Raw genomic sequence first — 19,472 nt, 5'->3', positions numbered from 1 at the left:
TCAGGCAGCATGTCCCAGATCAATGGCTGATGGCTACGGACGGAGTGACGTGACGAGTCGCGATCGACGTCACGAAGGTCAGGAGTGCGGCACTGGCCGCGCAACGCCGCGGGGGCATGCGCGCGACGCTCGTCCGGTGGAAAGCCATGGCCAGCGCTGCATCCACGGGCTCCGAACCCTCGCTCCCGGTTCGATGTACGGGTTGGCACTGCGAGGGGTCCGTGCGTCGCCCACTACTTCGGCCGGGCGAGGACAAAGGCGACGATCGCATTGGCATGACCATGGCCCAGGCCGTGCTCCGCCTTCAGCCACTTCACGATGTCCATGTGCTTCATTCCCTGCTGGTTCCGCACGAGTTCCAGCCAGTGTTCGATGGGTTGTCCGTACTTCTTCTCGATCGAGGGGAAGTAGGACGCAGGCCCGCTCGGCTTCTCGTCTGTCGGCATGCGATGCTCATTTGTGGTGTGCGAGTGATGGCGGCCGGGCTGACGACCCGGGCAGGTGAGCGAGCGGCGGGAGGGCGCCGGCTCGGCTTCGGTTGAGCGCAGCCTGCGTGCCGTACGGTTCATACAAGGCAAGTACCAAGTGCCCAGTTTCCAGTGCCCAGCGCCCAGTGCCGGGGGTGCCCAGATCGCACTTTCGCACTTTCGCAATTTCGCACTCACGCACTCACGCACTCACGCACTGTTGTTACCGGCCTCGCCACGGCAATGTACGAGGCCCGGCTTCCGTGGTGTGCCAGGGCGGTGAATTCCTCCAGCTCCAGACCGGCGGCGTGGATCTGCGCCCTGAAATCGTCCTCGTAGGTCACGCGGCCAAAATCGATGCTCGTGACCCGTTTCAGCATGGGCTTGAGGACTTCCATCCAGCGGGACGGCTGTTTCTGGATGGTCTGTGTGAAAAACATCCGTCCGCCCGGGCTCAACAGCGCGCAGCAATGCCGCAACGCCTGCTCGGGCTGGGGGAGGAGCATGAAGCTTCCCGAGAAATACACCGCGTCATAAGGCCCGCCCTGGTGATCGTAGACCGATTCAAGACGTACCTCGGCAAGGCCAGCCAGCGAGGAATCCCGAAGCCTTTGCCGTGCGCGCGCAACGTAGTCGGCATCGATGTCGATGCCGACGACGCACAGACCTTTCCGCTTCACCAGATCGTCATTCGCCAGCAGAGCGCCGGCCGTGCCGATGCCGACGTCCAGCAACGTGGCGCCCTCGGGGACGCGCCGCAGCACTTCCGCGTACCACTGGGAGGTGAGTCGGAGAATCAGGGTGTCGTAAATGAAGCTGCGAATCATGCGAACCCGACAGCCGGATCCATGGTCAATGGGAGGCGGGGCTGCGGGGCCGGGCGCAAGCCTGTCGCCCGCCGAAAGCATGGACGACCCCGCATCCCTTGCAGTCGATCGTTACGTCGCGTTTGAGGAGGCGACGGGGGAAGCATAGCATTTCCACAGGCGGTTCAGCGACACGGAGCTTCCGGCGGAGCCAGCCTCGACTATGGCCTTCACCGATACCGATCGAGGCTAACCAGAAAGTTCTTGAGGAAGCCAAGACGTGTTTGCAGGAGTTCACAATCCTGTGGGCCTATGTCGATCAACCATGCGCGGCCCTGCGCATCAAAATATGGGTAGCGGAGATTGTTGTGCAGATGCCGGAAGTTGATATCCCCGCTGAAGTAGGTATGGAGTTGTGTCTTGATCTGCTCCTTGGCGTGCTCATCGATCCGGATCACTTCCAACAAGAAGGTGATAGCGGCGTCGACGGAGTGGTCCCGATGCAGGTCCCGAATCTCTCTCCTGCTCGCATCCACTATGCTAAATGCCTTCGCGCGGACACGCTTCTCCATTGACTGCAGAAAGAAGTAGCAAGCCTGACGGTATACTCCAGCCTGCATCAGCATGGATGCAGCCCTCTCATCCGCGTCTGCTAGTGCAAGGTATTCGCACGCGACCTCAACCTGCCGACGTTCGCGGCCAACGCTCATTTCGAAAAGGATCGTGGGAGGTTTCTAACCAACTCACGTTGGATCCAGCCTAACGACACAAGGGTGAGGGGTGTGGGGTGGGTGCGCAAGTTTGTCGTCGGCGAATCATGGATGGCCACGCACGAGGGACAGGATGCCGCTGAAGATGCTATCGGACCGCTTCGGCGCGTTCAAGGCCAGCGCGAACTCCACATCAAGCTTGCGACGGTGGTGCTGGGCCTGCCGGCGCGCCATCGCCGCCTGCGGGGACCCCCCACTTCCTTTCCGATGTCGTGACGGCGAGTTCCTGCTCCTCGCCGCCTTTGTCCTCATCGCCACTCTCTAGCCGTTCGCGATCTCCTGCCCCTCTACCCGCGCTGTCAGGACCCGCGTTCCGCGCGAACCGGCGCTGGCCATCGGCTGTCGGCATAGAGCCGCAGGCTCGCCGGACCAACCTGGGTAAGGGGTCGCGGTCCATCAGGGTGGCCAGACGATCAACACGCCGGTCGCGGCACCCACCACGAGCCCCAGGATCACCTCGATCCACCGGTGGCGGCCCATCGCGACGCGTGCCCAGGCCAGGATGGGCAGCACGCCGGCGAGCAGCCATCCGAGGGGGATTCCGCGCCCCAGGAGAATCGCGGACGCCAGGGCCGCCACCGCCACGTGCAACGAAACCTTCACCCACCGCGTCGCGGCCGCGCACACCGCGAGCATCCCCAGCGTGCCAATGGCGCCGCGCAGCAGTGGCGTGGCGGGCTGCGTGGCGAGCAGGTATCCGAACAGCGCCAGAAGGCCGGCTGCGCCGACAAGGTACAGAAGCGGGCGCTCCCGCGAGTCCGAGGCGTCGACGGTGCTCCACGCGCCGCGCCGGGTCTGCCGGACGATCAACACGGCGAGGGGCAGCACGAACAACAGCGCGACGGTCGTGACGCTGCGCGCCGCCGCGGCCGCCCCACGATGCGCCTCGACCGCGCCCACCAGCAGCAGCACGACCACGAACGGGTGCGCCGCGACCGATACCCATCGTGCCAGGCGTTTCATTCAGCGGGCGTCAGCCGGGCAGCAGCGCGCTCTGGCGGACGACCGTTCCGTCGCCGCGGTCCTCGCGCTCCACCCAGTAAAGCGGAACACCGTCCGTCCACTCCGCACGGCTCGTCCACCACCCACCCCCCCTTGCTGTTGCGCCAGCCGCCGTGTGTCTCCGTCCCCCTTCAGCAGGTCCCGCGACTGGAGCGCCTTGCGTTGCATCCGCACGCAGCTGCCGGGCGGCAGCCGGGGAAACGAGTCCGGATCGTGGCACTCGCGCCCCATCGCCCACCAGTACGCCTGCAGGAGTTCCAGCGTCGGGTGAAACAGTTCCCCGGTGGCGATGGCGTGCTGGAGTTCGACGACGATTTGCGCGAGGATCGCGGGTGCTCGCGAACTCCGTGTACCCCTCACCCGAATGCAGCTGACGAGAAAATCGATGTTTCCCTGCTCGTCATCGACGATCGGATTCCGGGCGGTGTGGATCCTTGCCGGTCGTGGCTCACGTCCCGGGTGAGGGAGGCAGGAGGCGGTCGACGGTCGCCAGGAACTCGGCGACGTCGAGCGGCTTCGTCAGGTAGGCGGATGCGCCGGCGTCGGTGAGCCGGCCCACGCTGCTGCCCGTGGCGTCGGCGCTCACGATGACGACGGGGATCTCGCGGGTCCGCGGGTTCTGCCGCAGCCGGCGGAGAACCTCGTCTCCCCGCACGTCCGGGAGGTGCATGTCGAGAAGGATCAGCTGTGGGCCGTGCTCGGCCGCGAGCTCCAATCCCATCTGTCCCTGTACCGAGGAGAGCAGGGTGATGTTCGGGCGCTCGGCGAGGATGGCCTTGACGAGCTCGAGGTTCGGCAGGTTGTCCTCGATGTAGAGGATCGTGGCGGGGCTGGCGTCCACGCCGGCATCCGCCGCATCGGCCAAGCGGTCTTCCCCCAGCCCTGCCGTCGCGATGGGGCTTTCCGATTGGGTCAGCTCCACCCAGAACGTACTCCCCTCCCCCACCCGGGTGTCGACGGTAAGCGTACCCCCCATCGCCTCTACCAGCCGCCTGGAGAGCGCCAGCCCGAGGCCCGTGCCCTCCTGGTCCGACTGCGCGGCACCCAGCCGCTCGAACGGGGTGAAGAGCCGTACCACGTCATCCGGACGGATTCCCGGGCCGGTGTCCCGAACGCCGATCACCACGCTACGGGCACCATCGGGCCGCTGCCGCTCCTCGCACATCATCGAGACATCCCCGCCGGGGCGGTTGTACTTCACGGCGTTGGACAGCAGGTTCAGGAGAACCTGGACGAGCCGCTGGCGGTCGGCGTGCACGTACAGCCGCGGCTCGGCGTCGCAGTCGCCGAGCGTCAGGCCGCGTTGCTCGGCGAGCGGCTGAATCAGCGCACGCGTCTCGCGCAGTGCGGTGGCGACGTGGACGGGCTCGAGCGAAAAGGCCTGGCGCCCCGCCTCGATGCTCGAAATCTCCAGCACTTCGTTGATCAGGGTGAGAAGGTGCTTTCCCGCCTTGAGGATGTACTCGACTCCCTTGCGCTGGTCCGGCGGGAGATCCTTTCGCGCGAGCAGCTGGCCGAACCCGAGGATGCTGTTCATCGGGGTGCGGAGCTCGTGGCTCATGCGGGACAGGAACTCGCTCTTGGCGCGGTTCGCCGTCTCCGCCGCCGCAACCGCCTGGCGGAGATCTTCCTCGTATCGCGTCCGCTCGGTCACGTCGCGGCTGTTGACGACGATTCCCTCGGCGGCGGAGTCGGGCAGGAGCGTGCGCGCGCGCGCCTCGATGACCCTCCAGGAGCCGTCCTTGTGACGGTAGCGGAACTCGACCGGGCGTGTCTCGCCGGGATGCGTGGAAACCCACGCCAGCACCTCGAGGCAGGCGCCCCGATCGTCCGGGTGTATCCGGTCCAGCGCGCTCGTCCCGACGATTTCCTCGGGCGTGTAGCCCAGGATGTGCTCGATGGCGGGGCTCTGGTAGGTGTTGACGCCCCCGGGCCCCAGGATGGACGCGAAGTCCGAGGCGTTCTCGATGATCCTTCGGAAGTGCTCCTCGCTTCCCCGCAGGGCCAGGTCACTGCGGTGCAGTGCGCCGGCCGTCGCGGTGGTGAGCAGCACGGAAAGGACGATCGTGGCGAGCGTGAGCAGGGCGAGCCCCACGGTGGGGCCATACCATCCCATGCGCATGCCCGTGTTGACCAGGACCCCCACCACCAGGGGAACCAGCAGCAGGGCCGGCAGCAGGCGGCGGGTGAGGGTGCCGCCCGCGCTGTTGCTCACGAACAGCGCCATCGCCCCCTCGTCGGGATGAGCGGCAACCAGGGCGAAGCAGACCGCGAGAAAGAACAGCGCGGTATTCAGCGCCATCGGGAGCTGCAGCTGAAACGAGGTGAGTCCGGCCGCGTGGTACAGGTAGCCGATCACGACGAGCAGCGACGTCAGCGCCGCCGGTAGGACGAGCCAGTACGCGGGCCGCCAGCCGCTGCCCGCGCGAGCGCGCCAGGCGAGCAGCGCCAGCCCCAGGAAAAGAAAGTTCATCGCCGAATTGGCCGCCATCCAGTCCGGCGGGTCCACGCTGCGCACCTTTGCGCGGAACAGCCACTCGTCGACGCCGACCTGCCACCCGGCGACGGAGCGCATCAGGACCAGGGCTCCGCACAGGGCGACGACCAGGCCGCAGCCCGCGAGCCAGAGGTGCGACAATCCGCGCGCGCCATCCCGCTCCTCCAGCAGCAGCGCACTCCCCATGAGCACGAAGAGGAGTGCGGCCAGCGGGTTCATCACCACGTCGACCGGCCCGATGGCCTGCAGGTACCGGAGATCGAGCTGCCACCCCAGCAGGATCAGGGAACCCCCGAGAGTAACCAGGGCGGATGCCAGCCGGGAAGCTCGCCGCAGCGTGCGCACGAGATCGGCATGCCACCGCGCGGGGTCGCCTGCCGATGCCGCCTGGCGGCGGCCTGCAGCGGGGACCGGCGAGCCGGAGAGGTCCGCCGCTGGCTGGGCGGGCCCCCGGATCGCGGGGACAGCAACGAGCCTTCGCTCGGGATTCTCGCGAGCCTCCACGTGATGGAGATCCGGGGGCGTGGCTTCGGTGCTGGCACCCTCGGTCGGAACGGCGGTGTCGGAAGGCATTGTCATGCTACCAGGGCGCCGGTGTGGTGGCGCCAGTCGGGGCGGGAAAGGACGCGCAGTCGGCGTCCCCTATGCGGCAACGATACCCATCCGGTCCGGCCCAAGGCAAGGAGAACGGCACTGCTAGGAGGGAGCGATGATGGGGATTCAGCGGCGAGCGTCGCCCACGCGGCTGCTGGAGATGCTATCGGACCGCTTCGGTGCGTTCGAGGCCATCGCGAACTCCAGCATCAAGCTCGCGCGCGTGGCGCCGGAGGAGGAGTTGGCAATGGAGCCGCTGGTGGCTGACGCTGTCTTGGAGTTCGCGGATGACCTGCGCCGAGCGGCAGCAACCGCCAGAGATTGGTACCAGGCATGCCGCGCCTGAATTTCGCCGCTAAGCTTTCGCTGCATCTGCTGCAGGGTCTGTGCTCGGCAGCGTAGTAGACCCTGCGTCTGGGTTCGAGATTGTAGGCACTGAGGGGGTAAGTTCAATATGCCGTTCCCAAGAATCACGGTGCGCATACCGAGTTCCGTCATACACCCGAACAACGACTTTGCTGTGGGATGGAAAGGAGTCATCCAATCGCACCTTCCAACTCATTTGTTCGTTCGGATCGAGACAGTAGTTATCGTGTGGCAAGCGTAGTCTCTGCACAAAGCTCGGCACCCACGAACACTCAACTTCGATTTCGGGACCGCGCACAGTAGCTGCACTACCAACGTTCTTCAAACAGATTGTAGTGAGTTGCACCGCGTCCGTGTACGGCGGTAAACCATCAACCGCAATATCCACGACCGGCTTCTTAGCGCGGTGAGTGCGCCAGTTGGTGTACGCTGTAAGGCTGGACACGAATAGCGCGAAGGTAGAGATCACGATCGGTAGCCATGCAGTCCAATCGCCTCCTTCAGAACTCCCACTGGCAGTATCTGGCGTAGCGGTTTGGCTAATCATCAGTGCCGCATTGAACACGATCCACACGGTCCTCACGCCTCTTGGTTTACATGAACAATGTGCTCTACCGAAGCCGTCGGGATTTACACCCCAGCGCCAGCCACAAGCAACTCACCCCGCGGGACGATACATCAAGCCGGCGTTTAATCAACGCGGCTACCGGTGGACCGCTCTGGCGCGTTCAAGGCCATCGCGAACTCCAGCATTAAGCTCGCGCGCGTGGCGCCGGAGGAGGAGTTAGCGATGGAGCCGCTCGCGGCAGAGGCAATCCTAGAGTTCGGGGAAGACCTTCGGGAGGCAATCTCAGCCGCGAACGCATGGGCGCGGGTGCATCGCTGATAAATTGGCTGCACCCCCGCCCCACTCTTTCGGGCTAAAAGGTTCCTGTCGCGGGAGAATGTTGCTATGGTATAGGCTTGACGCGACACGCGGCTTGTGCTGGATTTTGATTGCATGAGAGTAACTGAAGAACGCTCTGCTGGTACTGGACGTTCCAGTCATCCGAGGACATGAACTCAGCCTCCTCAGGAGGCATCCAATGCGAGTTTGGATAACTACGATATCTTGGTGAAAGCTGCATTGTAGACGCCTCTCCCGTCGCCCATTTTGCGAAGGACTCGCTACTAGCTTGCGTTCCAATCCGGTGACAGCTGACACACGAGTTATCCTCCAGGTCGAAATGCTCCGGTGCTCTCCAATCTGTAAACGCCTGCGAACCGATAAAGCGGTATTTCCCCGTGGGATTACTAGGCACAACAGGCCTGCTGACACCTGTAGAGGAAACGGTACGAACCTGATCAATATAGGGTGTGTGCACAAAAGGATCACTGTCATGACACCTATTGCACCCTATATCTGCGGTTTGGCTCGGGAGAAGCCAAAACTCCGCTGCGGTCGGTGCGCCAGACGGAGTCTGAGATGCTGGCTCCATGGGCGACGGAACACGCGCTGCATTCTTTCCATTCTCATCCAGCATCTGGAAAAAAGCTGTGGCTCCGGTTCGCTTGTTATGACCTATGATCGCGACATCTTCAAAGATTGGATTGTTCGGATCAGTTCTGATCTTGTACCTCCGCGCAATGAATACCCATTGAACGTCGGGATTGACTAAGCCAGTGACAGGGTCGGTCCCTTGCAGTCGGCCGATCCTGGAGTATGGTACGCACTGCCCTTCTCTTCCCAATCCCAACAATGCTGGCCGGTCGCAAGCACTCCGGGCACTGTGCTGCCCTGACGGGGTTTCGATGTCATCTAAGGTAATCGGAATAACCGTACCTTGTTCGAAGACACTAAACGACGGAATCGTGCCCAGTTCCGCTGCAACTTCTCTTGCGTAGTCCGCAATCGTATACGCCGAGTTCGCTTGCCCCCGGGATTCCCGAAGTCTCACCGGATCAAAGCTCGGGAGTTCAGACTTGACGATCTGTTCAGCCGATTCGGGGCTGACTCGTGCCAATAGCGAACTGACCTCAGAGAAAGTGGCAAGCAAGTCTGGTTTGGTCACGCCCTCTAGCAGGGGCGCGCGCATCGTTGGGGCTGCAAAAGCTGCCAGCGAAGGTGGGCCTTGCCTTCGCGCCCGCTCCCGAATGAGTTCTAACTCAGGTGCAAAGCCTTCCAGTGAGAAGACGGAAGGTTGCTCGGCGCGTGGGCGCACGTCAGCCTGTTTACTCGAACATGCTGTGAGAGTTATCGAGGTGAGAACAGTAGCGGCCGCAATGCAGTGACTTCCCCTCAAGCTGAGCATCGTCTCCTCCTCGAATAAAACGCTACGTAGAAGCAAAATGACTAGCAACTCCCACGGTAAAGGCCCTACAGCACGTCGTCAACGTTTTTGTAGTTGTGTATGTAGACCGTGCTTCCACCCTTACCCCCCTGCCCCCACCCCCGCGCACTTCCTGCAGCCGCGCCCGCAACCGCCGGGCCGGTCCTGCCACGCAAGCCAGCGCCCGCGAAGACGTTCCGCCCCAGGGCGCGGACCAAGCAGACACCGAGAGTCAGATACAGGGAGCCACGCGTGAGCGCCGACACACGAGAGACGACTGGGCGTTGTCGCCAATCCTGAGCCCATGACTTGCTCGCTCGCGCGTGACCCCGAGCCTGCGTTCAAGCACCTGCTGCCTGGGACTGCTCCCGTTCCCGATCAATGTGCTCGGCCAGCCGCTGAACCTCCCACAGGAGCTTCGCCGGTTCTGACACATCGAACTCAGCAACACCCCATATTTCCAGCGCTCCGTCGGGCGCACGGAGTGACCTCTGAAGTTGCTGAGGCCTCGGTGCCGAGTTGTGCAGGATGAACGGCAACACAAACGGGTGAGATCCGCGGGGCTCAAGCCGAAAGCGATTGAGTAGTTGCTCTGGCCAATTGACGTGCGAAGAGTAGTTTGTCCGAAGGTAGCCGGGAACCAAAAGCATTGCGCGCCCTTCTGAAACAGCCTCAAGTCCCTCCCTGTCATTGATGAGTGCCAGCACGTACAAGGCATGCCAAGCCGTAACGCCTTTGTGGTTTATCAGGTACCGCGGATCCAGTGGTGACACGGTTCCCACCACTGCTTGGGCTTCGACCATCGAGAAAAGGGACTGAACCAGCTCCGGCCGGAAGTCGTCGATCTCGTTTGCGCTGACAGGTGCGAATCCAATAAAGCACCAGTACGACCACTCGTCTGCACTGTCGTATCCCACCCGCTCCTCCTGAAAGTAACCGAAAGGCCATTTTGTTTACGAGCCCTGAACGATGAGCCGCGCACCGTCGTCGCGCAAGGATTCGGCGCGCGACGAACGAGAGAACAAGCCGAACGCATCGAGCAACGGCGCAGAACCGACAACCCAAGGTACGTGGCGCTCGCCCCGCGCCTGCCCCCACCCCCGGCGCAGTTCCTGCAACCGCGCCCGCAACCGCCGGGCCGGTCCTGCCACGCAAGCCAGCGCCCGCGAAGACGTTCCGCCCCAGGGCGCGGACCAAGCAGACACCGAGAGCCAGACACAGGGAGCCCCGCGTTGAGCGCCGACACGCTGTGGTACAAGGACGCCGTTTTCTACGAGCTGCACGTCAAGGCCTTCCAGGACTCGTCGCAGGACGGAGTCGGTGACTTCGGAGGGCTCATCCAGCGGCTGGACTACGTGGCCGGGCTGGGCGTCGACGTCATCTGGCTGCTGCCGTTCTACCCCAGCCCGCTGCGCGACGACGGCTACGACATCGCCGACTACTACGGCATCCATCCCAACTACGGCACCCTGGACCAGGTGCAGCAGTTCCTGGACGAGGCGCACAAGCGCGGCCTCAAGGTCATCGCCGACCTCGTCCTGAACCACACCAGCAGCGACCACCCCTGGTTCCAGCGCGCGCGGCGGGCCCCCAAGGGCAGCCCGGAGCGCAACTTCTACGTGTGGAGCGACGACGACACGCTGTACAAGGACGCGCGCATCATCTTTACCGACACCGAGCCCAGCAACTGGACCTGGGACCCGGTGGCGCAGCAGTACTACTGGCACCGCTTCTTCAGCCACCAGCCAGACCTGAACTGGGACAACCCGGAGGTCAAGGAGACCATGTTCCGGGTGATGGAGTACTGGCTGGAGCGCGGGCTCGACGGCTTCCGCGCCGACGCCGTGCCCTACCTGATCGAGCGCGAAGGCACCATCTGCGAGAACCTTCCCGAGACGCACGACATCCTCAAGGAGTTCCGCGTCCGGCTGGAATCGAAGTATCCCGGCCGCGTCCTCCTCGCCGAAGCCAACCAGTGGCCCGAGGACGTGCGGCCGTACTTCGGCGACAGCGACGAGTTCCAGATGGCGTTCCACTTTCCGCTCATGCCGCGGATCTTCATGGCGGTGCGGCAGGGGATCCGGAAGCCGATCGTGGAGATCATCGAGCGCACGCCGGCCATCCCGGACGACTGCCAGTGGTGCATGTTCCTGCGCAACCACGACGAGCTCACCCTGGAGATGGTGACCGACGAGGAGCGCGACTACATGTACCGCGAGTACGCGGCCGATCCCCGGATGCGCATCAACCTGGGGATCCGCCGCCGGCTGGCGCCGCTGATGGACAACGACCGGCGCAAGATCGAGCTGTTGAACAGCATTCTCTTCACCATGCCGGGGTCGCCCATCATCTACTACGGCGACGAGATCGGGATGGGCGACAACGTGTGGCTGGGCGACCGCGACGGCGTGCGCACCCCCATGCAGTGGTCGCCGGACCGCAACGCCGGCTTCAGCCGCGCGGACGCGGAGCGGCTGTACCTCCCCGTCATCAGCGACGCCGTCTACGGCTACCAGGCGGTGAACGTCGAGGCGCAGGAGCGGTCGCCGTACTCGCTGCTCAACTGGACCAAGCGCCTCGTCCGCGTCCGCAAGCAGCACCGCGCGTTCGGCCGCGGATCCATCACCTTCCTGCAGCCGGAAAACCCGCACGTCCTGGCGTACCTGCGCGAGTACCAGGGCGACGTGATCCTGGTGGTCAACAACCTCTCCGCCAGCGCGCAGGCGGTGCAGCTGGACCTGGCGGCGTACGCGGGCTACACGCCCATCGAGCTGCTGGGCGAGACCGCGTTCCTGCCGGTGGACGAGACGCCGTACGCCATCACGCTGAGCCCGTACGGCTTCTTCTGGTTCGCGCTGCGGCAGGTGCGCGCGTCGGGCGAAGAGGACTTCTGGCAGATGCCGGAGGAGTGGGCCCGGCAGGAGGCCGAGCTGGTGGCCGACCCGCAGGCGGTGGCCGAGGTGTTCAGCGCCCTGCCGCGCGAGTGGATGCCGCGCCAGCGCTGGTTCCGCGACAAGTCGCGCGAGCTGGTGGAGATCTGCCTGCACGACCACGGGGTGCTGCAGGCCGAGCGCGCGCCGAACGTGGTGCTGGCGGTGCTGGAGGTGCGCTTTACCGAGGGCGGCACGGACCTGTACCTGCTCCCCGCCACCTTTCACCCCGTCGCCGCGCCGGGCACCGGACCCGAGCCGCTGGTCACGCACGCCACCCTGCGCGGCGAGGCGCGCGTCTACGAGGCGCTGGGCGACCGGCGCGTGGCGGGCGCGCTGATGCAGGCCATCATCGGCGGGCAGCGCATCGAAGGGCGCACGGGCGCGTTCGCGGGGCACACCACGGGCGCGGTGGAGCTGGCGGAGGCGCCGCGCGGGCCGGTGCGGATGATCGGCGCAGAGCAGTCGAACACCTCCATCGTGTTCGACGAGCGGCTGGTGATGAAGATCTTCCGCAAGCTGGAGGGCGGCATCAACCCGGACCTGGAGGTCACCCGCTTTCTGGTGGAGCGCGCCGGCTTCCGCTCCGTTCCCGCGCTGGCCGGCTGGCTGGACTACACGCCGAACGAGGGCGAGCCGCACGCGGTGGCCGGCGTCTTCGAGTTCGTCCCCAACGGCGGCGACGCGTGGAGCGTGGCCCTCAAGGCGCTCGATCGATACCTGAGCGCCGCCAGCCGCAGCGCGGCGGACCCCGACACCCCCACCGGCCGCGAGGCGGTGCGGCGGATGGCGGGCGAGTTTTTTCCCGCCATCGAGCGGCTGGGCGAAACCACGGCGCGCATGCACCTGGCGCTGGCCTCGGTGGATGACGACCCCGCCTTCGCCCCGGAGATCATCACCGAGGACGACGTGCAGCGCGCCATCGAGGGCTTCCGCAAGCAGGTCGACACGGTGCTGACGGACCTGGGGCGGCAGCTGGAGGCCATCCCCGGCGCGTTCGGCGCGTCCGTGCAGGGGCCGCTGGCCGAGGTCGTCCGCGCCGCGCCGGACCTGCGCCACCGTGCGGAGGACCTGCGCGCGCTGACCGGCGAGACGGCGCGCATCCGCATCCATGGCGACTACCACCTGGGCCAGGTGCTGCGCGCCAACCAGAACGCGCCCGGCGGCAGCGAGTGGTACGTGCTGGACTTCGAGGGCGAGCCGGCCAAGCCGCTGGCGGACCGCCGCGGCAAGCAGACGGTGCTGCGCGACGTGGCGGGAATGCTGCGCTCGTTCAACTACGCCGTGCGCATGGCCATGCACGAGTACCGCAGCGGCGACCTGCGGATGCAGATGTCGCTGGAGCGCTGGGCGCACGCCTGGGAGACGGAGGCGCGCACGCTGTTCCTGAACGCGTACGTCCGCACTGCGCAGGGATCGAACATCATCCCCCGCGACCCCGACGTGCTGGCGCGCGCGCTGGCCGTGTTCGAGCTGGAGAAAGCCGTGTACGAGATGGGCTACGAGATGAACAACCGCCCCGACTGGCTGTGGGTGCCGGTCGAAGGGATCCGCGCCATCCTGGGAGGCCGCGCGTGACGCCGCCCCTGGTCTACAACCTGTTTCCGCGCCTGGTGGGCCCCACGACGCGCTGGGCCGAGCACGCCCGGCGCGCGCGGGAGATGGAGTTCCAGTGGCTGTACCTGAACCCCTGGCACTACCCCGGGTTCAGCGGCAGCCTGTACGCCGTCAAGGACTTTCGCCGGCTCAACCCCATCTTTCTTCCCGCGGGGGCCGACCCGGCGTCGCTGGAGCCGCTGCGGTACGCCCTGCGGCAGATCCGCCAGATGGGGATGAAGCCGGTGATGGACCTGGTGGTGAACCACACCGCCAAGGACTCGCCGCTCATCCAGCAGCATCCCGGCTGGTTCGTCTGGGAGAACGGCGAGGTCAAGAGCCCGTACGCGGTCGATCCGGACACCCACGAAAAGACGGTCTGGGGCGACCTGGCCGACATCGACAACCTCACCACGCACGACCGCGAGGGGCTCTGGCGCTACTGGGCGCAGATCGTCCGCGAGGCCATCGACCTGGGCTTCAAGGGCTTTCGCTGCGACGCCGCGTACAAGGTGCCCGCGGAGCTGTGGAGCTTTCTGATCCGCGAGGCGAAGTCCGCCGACCGCGAGGTCGTCTTCTTCGCCGAGACGCTGGGCGCGCCGGTGGAAGACGTGGTCCAGCTCAAGTCCGCGGGGTTCGACTACTTCTTCAACTCCAGCAAATACTGGAACTTCAGCGAGCGGTGGGCGCTGGACCAGCACGAAACGTTCGGCCGCATCGCCCCCTCCATCGCCTTTCCCGAATCGCACGACACCGCGCGGCTGGCGGAGGAGACGGGCGGACGTGAGGAGGTGCAGCGGCAGCGCTACGCATTCGCGGCCGCGTTCTCGGCGGGGGTGATGATGCCGGTGGGCTACGAGTTCGGCTTCCGCAAGCAGGTGAACGTCGTCGAGTCCATGCCGGCGGACTGGGAGCGCCGCCACTGGGACCTGCGCGCGTTCATCACCCGCGTCAACGGGCTCAAGCTGGCGCACCCGGTGCTGCAGGGCGAAGGGCACCTGCGCCCCGTGGGCCCCATCGGCGGCGACCTGCTGGTGCTGGAGCGGCGCACGGACGACGGCGCCGCGCGCGGGTGGATCGTCATCAACAAGGTGTGGGCCGAGCCGCGCGAGGTGCCGCTGGGCCAGTTCGTGGAGAATGCGGGTGCGTACCGCCTGTACCGCGTCTGCCGCGACGACGCGCCGGAGGGCGGCGAGGCGGTGCCCGCGTCGGTGACGCTGGACCGGGCCGAGGTGGCGTACGTGCTTCCCGCGCTGCAGGCCGCGGCCGATGCCTGAGTCCGCGACGATCGGCTCGCGCGCCAGCGGCATCCTCCTGCACCCCACGTCCCTCCCCGGCCCCGGCGTGGGCGACCTGGGCGAGCAGGCGTTCCGCTTCGTCGACTGGCTCGCCGAAGCGGGGCAGTCGCTGTGGCAGCTGCTGCCGCTGGTGGCGGTGAACGAGGGCGGCTCGCCGTACAACGCGCTCAGCGCCTTCGCCGGCAACCCGCTGCTGCTGAGCCCCGCCGAGCTGCACCTGCACGGCCTGCTTCCCGCGGACGCCGCCGCCGCGCCGGACCTGGACGACGACGACCTGGACTTCCCCTCGGTGATGCGCTGGAAGGAGCAGGTGGTCCGCGCCTCCCACGCCCTGCTGGCGGAGGACGAGGAGCTGCGCGCCGACTTTGCCGCGTACCGCGCGGACCAGGCGGCGTGGCTGGACGACTACGCGCTCTTCCGGGCGCTGCGCGACGCGCACGGCGGCGCCTGCTGGGCGGAATGGCCCGCGCCCCTGCGCGAGCGCCATCCCAACGCGCTCGAAGCGGCCCGGCACCAGCTGTTCACCGAGGTCGAGCGGCACGCGTACGCGCAGTACCTGTTCGACGTGCAGTGGTCCGCCGTGCGCGGCTACGCCAACGACCGCGGCATCCGCATCGTGGGCGACGTGCCCATCTTCGTGGCGTACGACAGCGCGGACGTGTGGGCCCACCCGGAGCTGTTCGAGCTGGATGAAGATCTGCGGCCCACCGTGGTCTCGGGGGTGCCGCCGGACTACTTCAGCAAGACGGGCCAGCGCTGGGGCAACCCGCTCTACCGCTGGGACGTGCTGCGCGAAACGGGCTATCGCTGGTGGATCGACCGCTTCCGGCGCACGCTGGAGATGGTGGACGTGGTGCGCATCGACCACTTTCGCGGCTTCGAGAGCTACTGGGAGGTGCCGGCGGAGGAGGAGACAGCCATGCACGGCGAGTGGCGCCCCGGCCCCGGCCGCGCGCTGTTCGACGCCGTGCGCGACGAGCTGGGCGCTCTTCCCGTGATCGCCGAGGACCTGGGCGTCATCACCGAAGAGGTCGAGGCGCTCCGGGACGACCTGGACCTCCCCGGGATGCGCGTGCTGCAGTTCGCGTTCGGGGGGGATGATCCAAAGAATCCGCACCTGCCGCGCAACTACGTGCACAACGCCGTCGCCTACACCGGCACGCACGACAACGACACCGTGCTGGGCTGGTACGCCGACGCCGGCCGCGACGAGCGCAGCGCCGTGGACGAGCTGGCCGGCGGCGGCGGCGAGATGCACTGGCGGCTGATCGAGACGGTGCTGCGGTCCGAGGCCGGCTGGGCCGTCGTCCCGCTGCAGGACGTGCTGGGCCTGGGCGGCCAGGCGCGGATGAACACCCCCGGCGTCGCCGAAGGCAACTGGGCCTGGCGCCTGCGCGAAGGCGCGCTGACGCCGGATCTGGCCCGGCGCCTGGCGGAGATCGTGCGCCGGACCGGGCGCGCGCCGGAGCCTCGGTCCGTCGACGGGGCTCGCGACGACGTGGATCCGGGCGACCCGGACCCCGGCACCCCGGGTTGAAACCCGGGGCTGGAAGTGCCATACGCCCCGTCTTTGCTCGTTCCTCGCAAAACGGGGCTTCACCTGCTCGCGTGGGCATGCCCCGTGCGCGCAACATGGTGTTGAAGCCCCGCTGGGCGAGCTCCGCGAGCCCAGCGGGGCTTATGGCCGTTCCAGCCGCGGGCTTTAGCCCGCGGCGGGGGAGAGGGCCCAACCATCCACCGATCACCCGAGGCAAAACCATGGAGCGCGTCGTGCTGGTCACCGGCGGGGCCGGCGGGCTGGGAAGCGCCGTCACCGAAGCGTTCCTGGCGGATGGGTGGCGCGTGGCCGTCCCCACGCACGCGTCCGGCGGCTCCGATGCGCTCGCCGGCCTCGCCCAGCGGCACGGGGCGCGGCTGACGTGGTTCCCCGCGGACCTCGCCACGGAGGCGGGCGCGGGCGAGGCGGTTGCGCGGACGGCCAACTGGGGCGGGCGGCTGGACGCCGTGGTCCACACCGTCGGCGGCTACGCGGGGGGCGCGCCGCTGCACGAGACGGCGGTGGACGAGTGGGACCGGATGATGTCCATCAACCTGCGCAGCGCCTTTCTGATCGCCCGCGCGGCCATCCCGCGGCTGCCGGACGGCGGATCGCTGGTCTTCGTCTCGTCCCGCGCGGCGCTCACCGGGCGCAAGGGGCACGCGGCGTACGCCGTCTCCAAGGCCGCGCTGCTTACCCTGACGGAAGCCATCGCCGAGGAGTACCGCGGCCGCGTGCGCGCCAACGCCGTGCTCCCCGGCACCATCGACACCCCCGCCAATCGCGCCGCGATGCCGGAGGCCAGGCACGAGGCGTGGACCAGGCCGGAAGAGATCGCGCGGGTGATCGTGTTCCTGGCGTCCGGCGCTTCGGGCGTGGTAAGCGGTGCGGCTGTCCCGGTTTACGGAGAAAGCTGACCCGGCGCGGGTGCCGCGGCCGCCCAACCTTGCACAAACCTTGCACTGACCCGGCGTGCGCGGCTTGTGTCGCGTGAACAGGGCATCGCTGCCCACCCACAACACCAGGAGATCCATCCCATGAAGACGACCCGGCTCTGGGTTCTTGCCGCGCTTCCTTTGGCGCTGGCCGCCTGCGGCGGCGGCGATGACGCCGCGGAGGGAGGAAACGACACCACCTCCGTGCTGTCGCTGCCGGACAGCGGCGCCGTGCCCACCGCGCCCGTGACGGCGGACAGCGGAATGGGCGGCACCGCCCCCATGGGCAACGCGGTGACGATGAACGCCGTGGGCACCTCGGGCGTGACCGGCCAGGCCATGTTCACCGAACAGGGTGCGCAGACCATGGTGATGGTGAACCTGACCGCGCAGGGCAACAGCACGCACAGCGGGCACATCCACACCGGCACCTGCGACGCGCCCGGCCCGGTGGTGGTGCCGCTGCAGGACGTGACGCTGGCCAACGGAACCGGCAGTTCGTCCAGCACCATCGAGGTGCCGCTGGCGACGGTGATGAACGGCCAGCACATCGTGGCCTACCACGCGGGCTCTGGCGCGGACGCCGGTGCGCCCGTGGTCTGCGGCGCCATCCCCTCCGCCGCCGCTGGCGGAGCGATGTAACCGAGGGCCGGCCTGGACGCGAACGCCCCGGCGGCCTTTCTCGGCGCCGGGGCGTTCGTACGTCGTTGCAATCCGAGCCGGACCACGGTTAACGAGGCTTCAGCCCCAGCTCTCGCCGCAGCTCGTCCACCTCGAATTCAACCAGGTTGCGGTTCGCGCGGGCGTCCTCCATTGCCTCCATCAAGCGCCGCCCGTTCTCCGCGGAACTGAACAGGTAGATGTGATCGTGGCGCGTCGGCGGACGCATCATATGCTTGAACGCAGCCCGGACCAGCAGTCCGCGTTCTCTGTCACTCAGCAGGACGGCTTCCATTGGGCGGCGTTTCAGGCTCCGCCTCCTTTCCGCGGCGGCAGCGCGTCCAGCGAGGCGCGCAGCCCGGCCGCGAGCGCCGCGTCGCCGCTGACCAGCGCGCTCCACGAAAGCTCGTGGCCCTTCCGCTTGCCCTTCTCCACCACCTTCACCCCCTCGGGCGAGACGGTGACCATGTAAGGTTTGCCGTCGATCTCGAGCTCGCGCTTGATCGGCTTGTCGAGCGGGGTAGCCATTCGTCACTCCACGAGTAGCGGCGTACAGACGAGATGCGCAGGTCACGACTGCGAGTCGGCGGCGACAAGCTTTGGCGATTGCCGCGGCTTGCGGATCGCCACGGGCTTCTGCTCCGCCTCCGGCGGCGCAAGTTCCAGGATCAGCCGGCGCCCTACCGCCTCGGCGTACTTCTGCAGCGTGGAGAGCCGCAGGTCGCCCGCGTTGTTCTCCAGGCGGCTGATGGCGGACTTCCTGGTCCCCAGCTTCTGCGCCACCTGCTCCTGCGTCATCCCCGCATCCTCGCGCGCAACCTGGAGCATCACTCCCAACCGGAATGCCTGGTAGCCGCGGTCAAAATCCTCCGCGAAGCCCGGATCATTGGCCTTCCGCTCCGCAATCACCGAATCCAGCGTGATCATCTCTTCCCTTTCCTCATCAGGTAGTCCCTGCGGCGCTCCTGCGCGATCTGGATCTCGGACAACGGGGTGTGGGCGGTCTTCTTTGAGAACGCGTTCGTCAGAATGACGAGCAGTGGACCATCGAAAAAACCCAGCAGCCTGAATGCCTGGCCCGCGTACTCGGCCCGGACCTCCCACAGTCCGGCGGTGTCCACGAGCTTCTTGAGATAGCGTATCGGCACAGGTTCCCTTTCCTGTACGATCTTGAGCACCCAGTAGATCTTCTTGCGCTCCTTGTCGGAGAGCGAGTCCATGAAATCCTGCGCGGGTGCACGCCCGCTCGAGGTTTGATAGAACGAAACCGTGCGCATCGGAAAGTTAACGTGAATGTGAACTTGGCGGAAGTGCCTTCGTTCACTGGAAGTGAACGAAGTAGAGGATGATGCGGACGAGGCGAATTGCGCAAGGAGTGTCCAGAAACAGCAGCGAACGCTGGCGAGGACGGGGCGATTCGTCTGCGCCAGCGACGGAAGATTGTGGTCGGCGGAGGCGGATGCGGGCACGAAGAAGCCCCGCCCGGAGCGTGTCCGGGCGGGGCTTTTCAGATCCGGTGGAGCGGAGCCTGGAAGGCCTTTATCTGTAGATGGCGGAGAGCACGGGTAGCAGCCCCATTGTTCAGTGATAGACCGACAGGGTGAGGAATTCGGTCCACGACCAGACGTGGTCGCTCAACCCGATGGCCATCGCCGGCGAGCGCCGAACGTAGCGCCGCCCGCCCGGAAGACCTGTCCGCTCCTGA

The 19,472-nt window shown here is 66.6% G+C and carries 16 protein-coding genes; 6 read left to right on the top strand and 10 right to left on the bottom strand.

The annotated features are described in order from the left end of the window. Positions 1-233: 233 nt before the first annotated feature. The 5 genes from VGC13_RS17530 to VGC13_RS17510 all read right to left on the bottom strand — a co-directional run bounded on the left by VGC13_RS17530 (position 234) and on the right by VGC13_RS17510 (position 6,115). Entirely contained in the window at positions 234-446 is a 213-nt protein-coding gene (locus VGC13_RS17530; protein WP_331126579.1) for a DUF4287 domain-containing protein, read from the bottom strand. Between the two features lie 215 nt (positions 447-661). Next, positions 662-1,291, bottom strand: a complete 630-nt coding sequence (locus tag VGC13_RS17525; RefSeq protein WP_349264234.1) for a class I SAM-dependent methyltransferase — start codon at positions 1,289-1,291, stop codon at positions 662-664. A gap of 212 nt (positions 1,292-1,503) precedes the next feature. Then, positions 1,504-1,983, bottom strand: a complete 480-nt coding sequence (locus VGC13_RS17520) for a hypothetical protein (protein ID WP_331126577.1) — start codon at positions 1,981-1,983, stop codon at positions 1,504-1,506. A 456-nt stretch (positions 1,984-2,439) separates the two neighbouring features. Next, complete coding sequence (locus VGC13_RS17515; protein ID WP_331126576.1) at positions 2,440-3,006, bottom strand: hypothetical protein; 567 nt, start codon at positions 3,004-3,006, stop codon at positions 2,440-2,442. Between the two features lie 487 nt (positions 3,007-3,493). After that, a complete protein-coding gene (locus VGC13_RS17510; protein WP_331126575.1) occupies positions 3,494-6,115 on the bottom strand; it encodes an ATP-binding protein in 2,622 nt (873 codons plus the stop codon). A 136-nt stretch (positions 6,116-6,251) separates the two neighbouring features. Between VGC13_RS17510 and VGC13_RS17505 the strand changes: the two genes are divergently transcribed. Continuing rightward, positions 6,252-6,482 (top strand): hypothetical protein, encoded by a 231-nt coding sequence (locus VGC13_RS17505; RefSeq protein ID WP_331126574.1) that lies wholly within the window; start codon positions 6,252-6,254, stop codon positions 6,480-6,482. A 2,670-nt stretch (positions 6,483-9,152) separates the two neighbouring features. Here VGC13_RS17505 and VGC13_RS17500 read toward each other — a convergent pair. Continuing rightward, entirely contained in the window at positions 9,153-9,728 is a 576-nt protein-coding gene (locus tag VGC13_RS17500; RefSeq protein ID WP_331126573.1) for a hypothetical protein, read from the bottom strand. 315 nt (positions 9,729-10,043) lie between these two features. Here VGC13_RS17500 and treS point away from each other — a divergent pair, with 315 nt between their 5' ends. The 5 genes from treS to VGC13_RS17475 all read left to right on the top strand — a co-directional run bounded on the left by treS (position 10,044) and on the right by VGC13_RS17475 (position 17,749). Beyond that, entirely contained in the window at positions 10,044-13,319 is a 3,276-nt protein-coding gene (gene treS, locus VGC13_RS17495; RefSeq protein ID WP_331126572.1) for a maltose alpha-D-glucosyltransferase, read from the top strand. After that, on the top strand, positions 13,316-14,614 hold the full coding sequence (locus VGC13_RS17490; RefSeq protein ID WP_331126571.1) for an alpha-amylase family glycosyl hydrolase: 1,299 nt from the start codon (positions 13,316-13,318) through the stop codon (positions 14,612-14,614). The genes treS and VGC13_RS17490 overlap by 4 nt, the downstream gene beginning before the upstream one ends. After that, positions 14,607-16,172: a 4-alpha-glucanotransferase gene (gene malQ / locus VGC13_RS17485; RefSeq protein ID WP_331126570.1), complete on the top strand. Its 1,566-nt coding sequence runs from the start codon at positions 14,607-14,609 to the stop codon at positions 16,170-16,172. Before VGC13_RS17490 ends, malQ begins: the two co-directional genes overlap by 8 nt. A gap of 221 nt (positions 16,173-16,393) precedes the next feature. Next, positions 16,394-17,089, top strand: a complete 696-nt coding sequence (locus VGC13_RS17480; RefSeq protein ID WP_331126569.1) for an SDR family oxidoreductase — start codon at positions 16,394-16,396, stop codon at positions 17,087-17,089. Positions 17,090-17,209: 120 nt separating this feature from the next. Further along, complete coding sequence (locus tag VGC13_RS17475) at positions 17,210-17,749, top strand: CHRD domain-containing protein (protein ID WP_331126568.1); 540 nt, start codon at positions 17,210-17,212, stop codon at positions 17,747-17,749. A gap of 88 nt (positions 17,750-17,837) precedes the next feature. Here the strand turns inward: VGC13_RS17475 and VGC13_RS17470 are convergent, their stop codons facing one another. The 4 genes from VGC13_RS17470 to VGC13_RS17455 are packed head-to-tail and all read right to left on the bottom strand — an operon-like array spanning position 17,838 to position 18,987. Then, a complete protein-coding gene (locus VGC13_RS17470; protein ID WP_331126567.1) occupies positions 17,838-18,062 on the bottom strand; it encodes a hypothetical protein in 225 nt (74 codons plus the stop codon). 11 nt (positions 18,063-18,073) lie between these two features. Then, positions 18,074-18,295 (bottom strand): hypothetical protein, encoded by a 222-nt coding sequence (locus VGC13_RS17465; RefSeq protein ID WP_331126566.1) that lies wholly within the window; start codon positions 18,293-18,295, stop codon positions 18,074-18,076. Positions 18,296-18,337: 42 nt separating this feature from the next. Then, entirely contained in the window at positions 18,338-18,694 is a 357-nt protein-coding gene (locus tag VGC13_RS17460; RefSeq protein WP_331126565.1) for a helix-turn-helix transcriptional regulator, read from the bottom strand. Then, positions 18,691-18,987 carry a type II toxin-antitoxin system RelE/ParE family toxin gene (locus tag VGC13_RS17455; RefSeq protein WP_331126564.1) on the bottom strand — a complete coding sequence of 99 codons (297 nt, stop codon included), beginning with the start codon at positions 18,985-18,987 and terminating at the stop codon, positions 18,691-18,693. Before VGC13_RS17455 ends, VGC13_RS17460 begins: the two co-directional genes overlap by 4 nt. Positions 18,988-19,472 lie beyond the last annotated feature (485 nt).

The sequence above is a fragment of the Longimicrobium sp. genome (assembly GCF_036399255.1).
Classification (GTDB): domain Bacteria; phylum Gemmatimonadota; class Gemmatimonadetes; order Longimicrobiales; family Longimicrobiaceae; genus Longimicrobium.
This window is presented reverse-complemented; position numbering and strand designations above follow the sequence as displayed.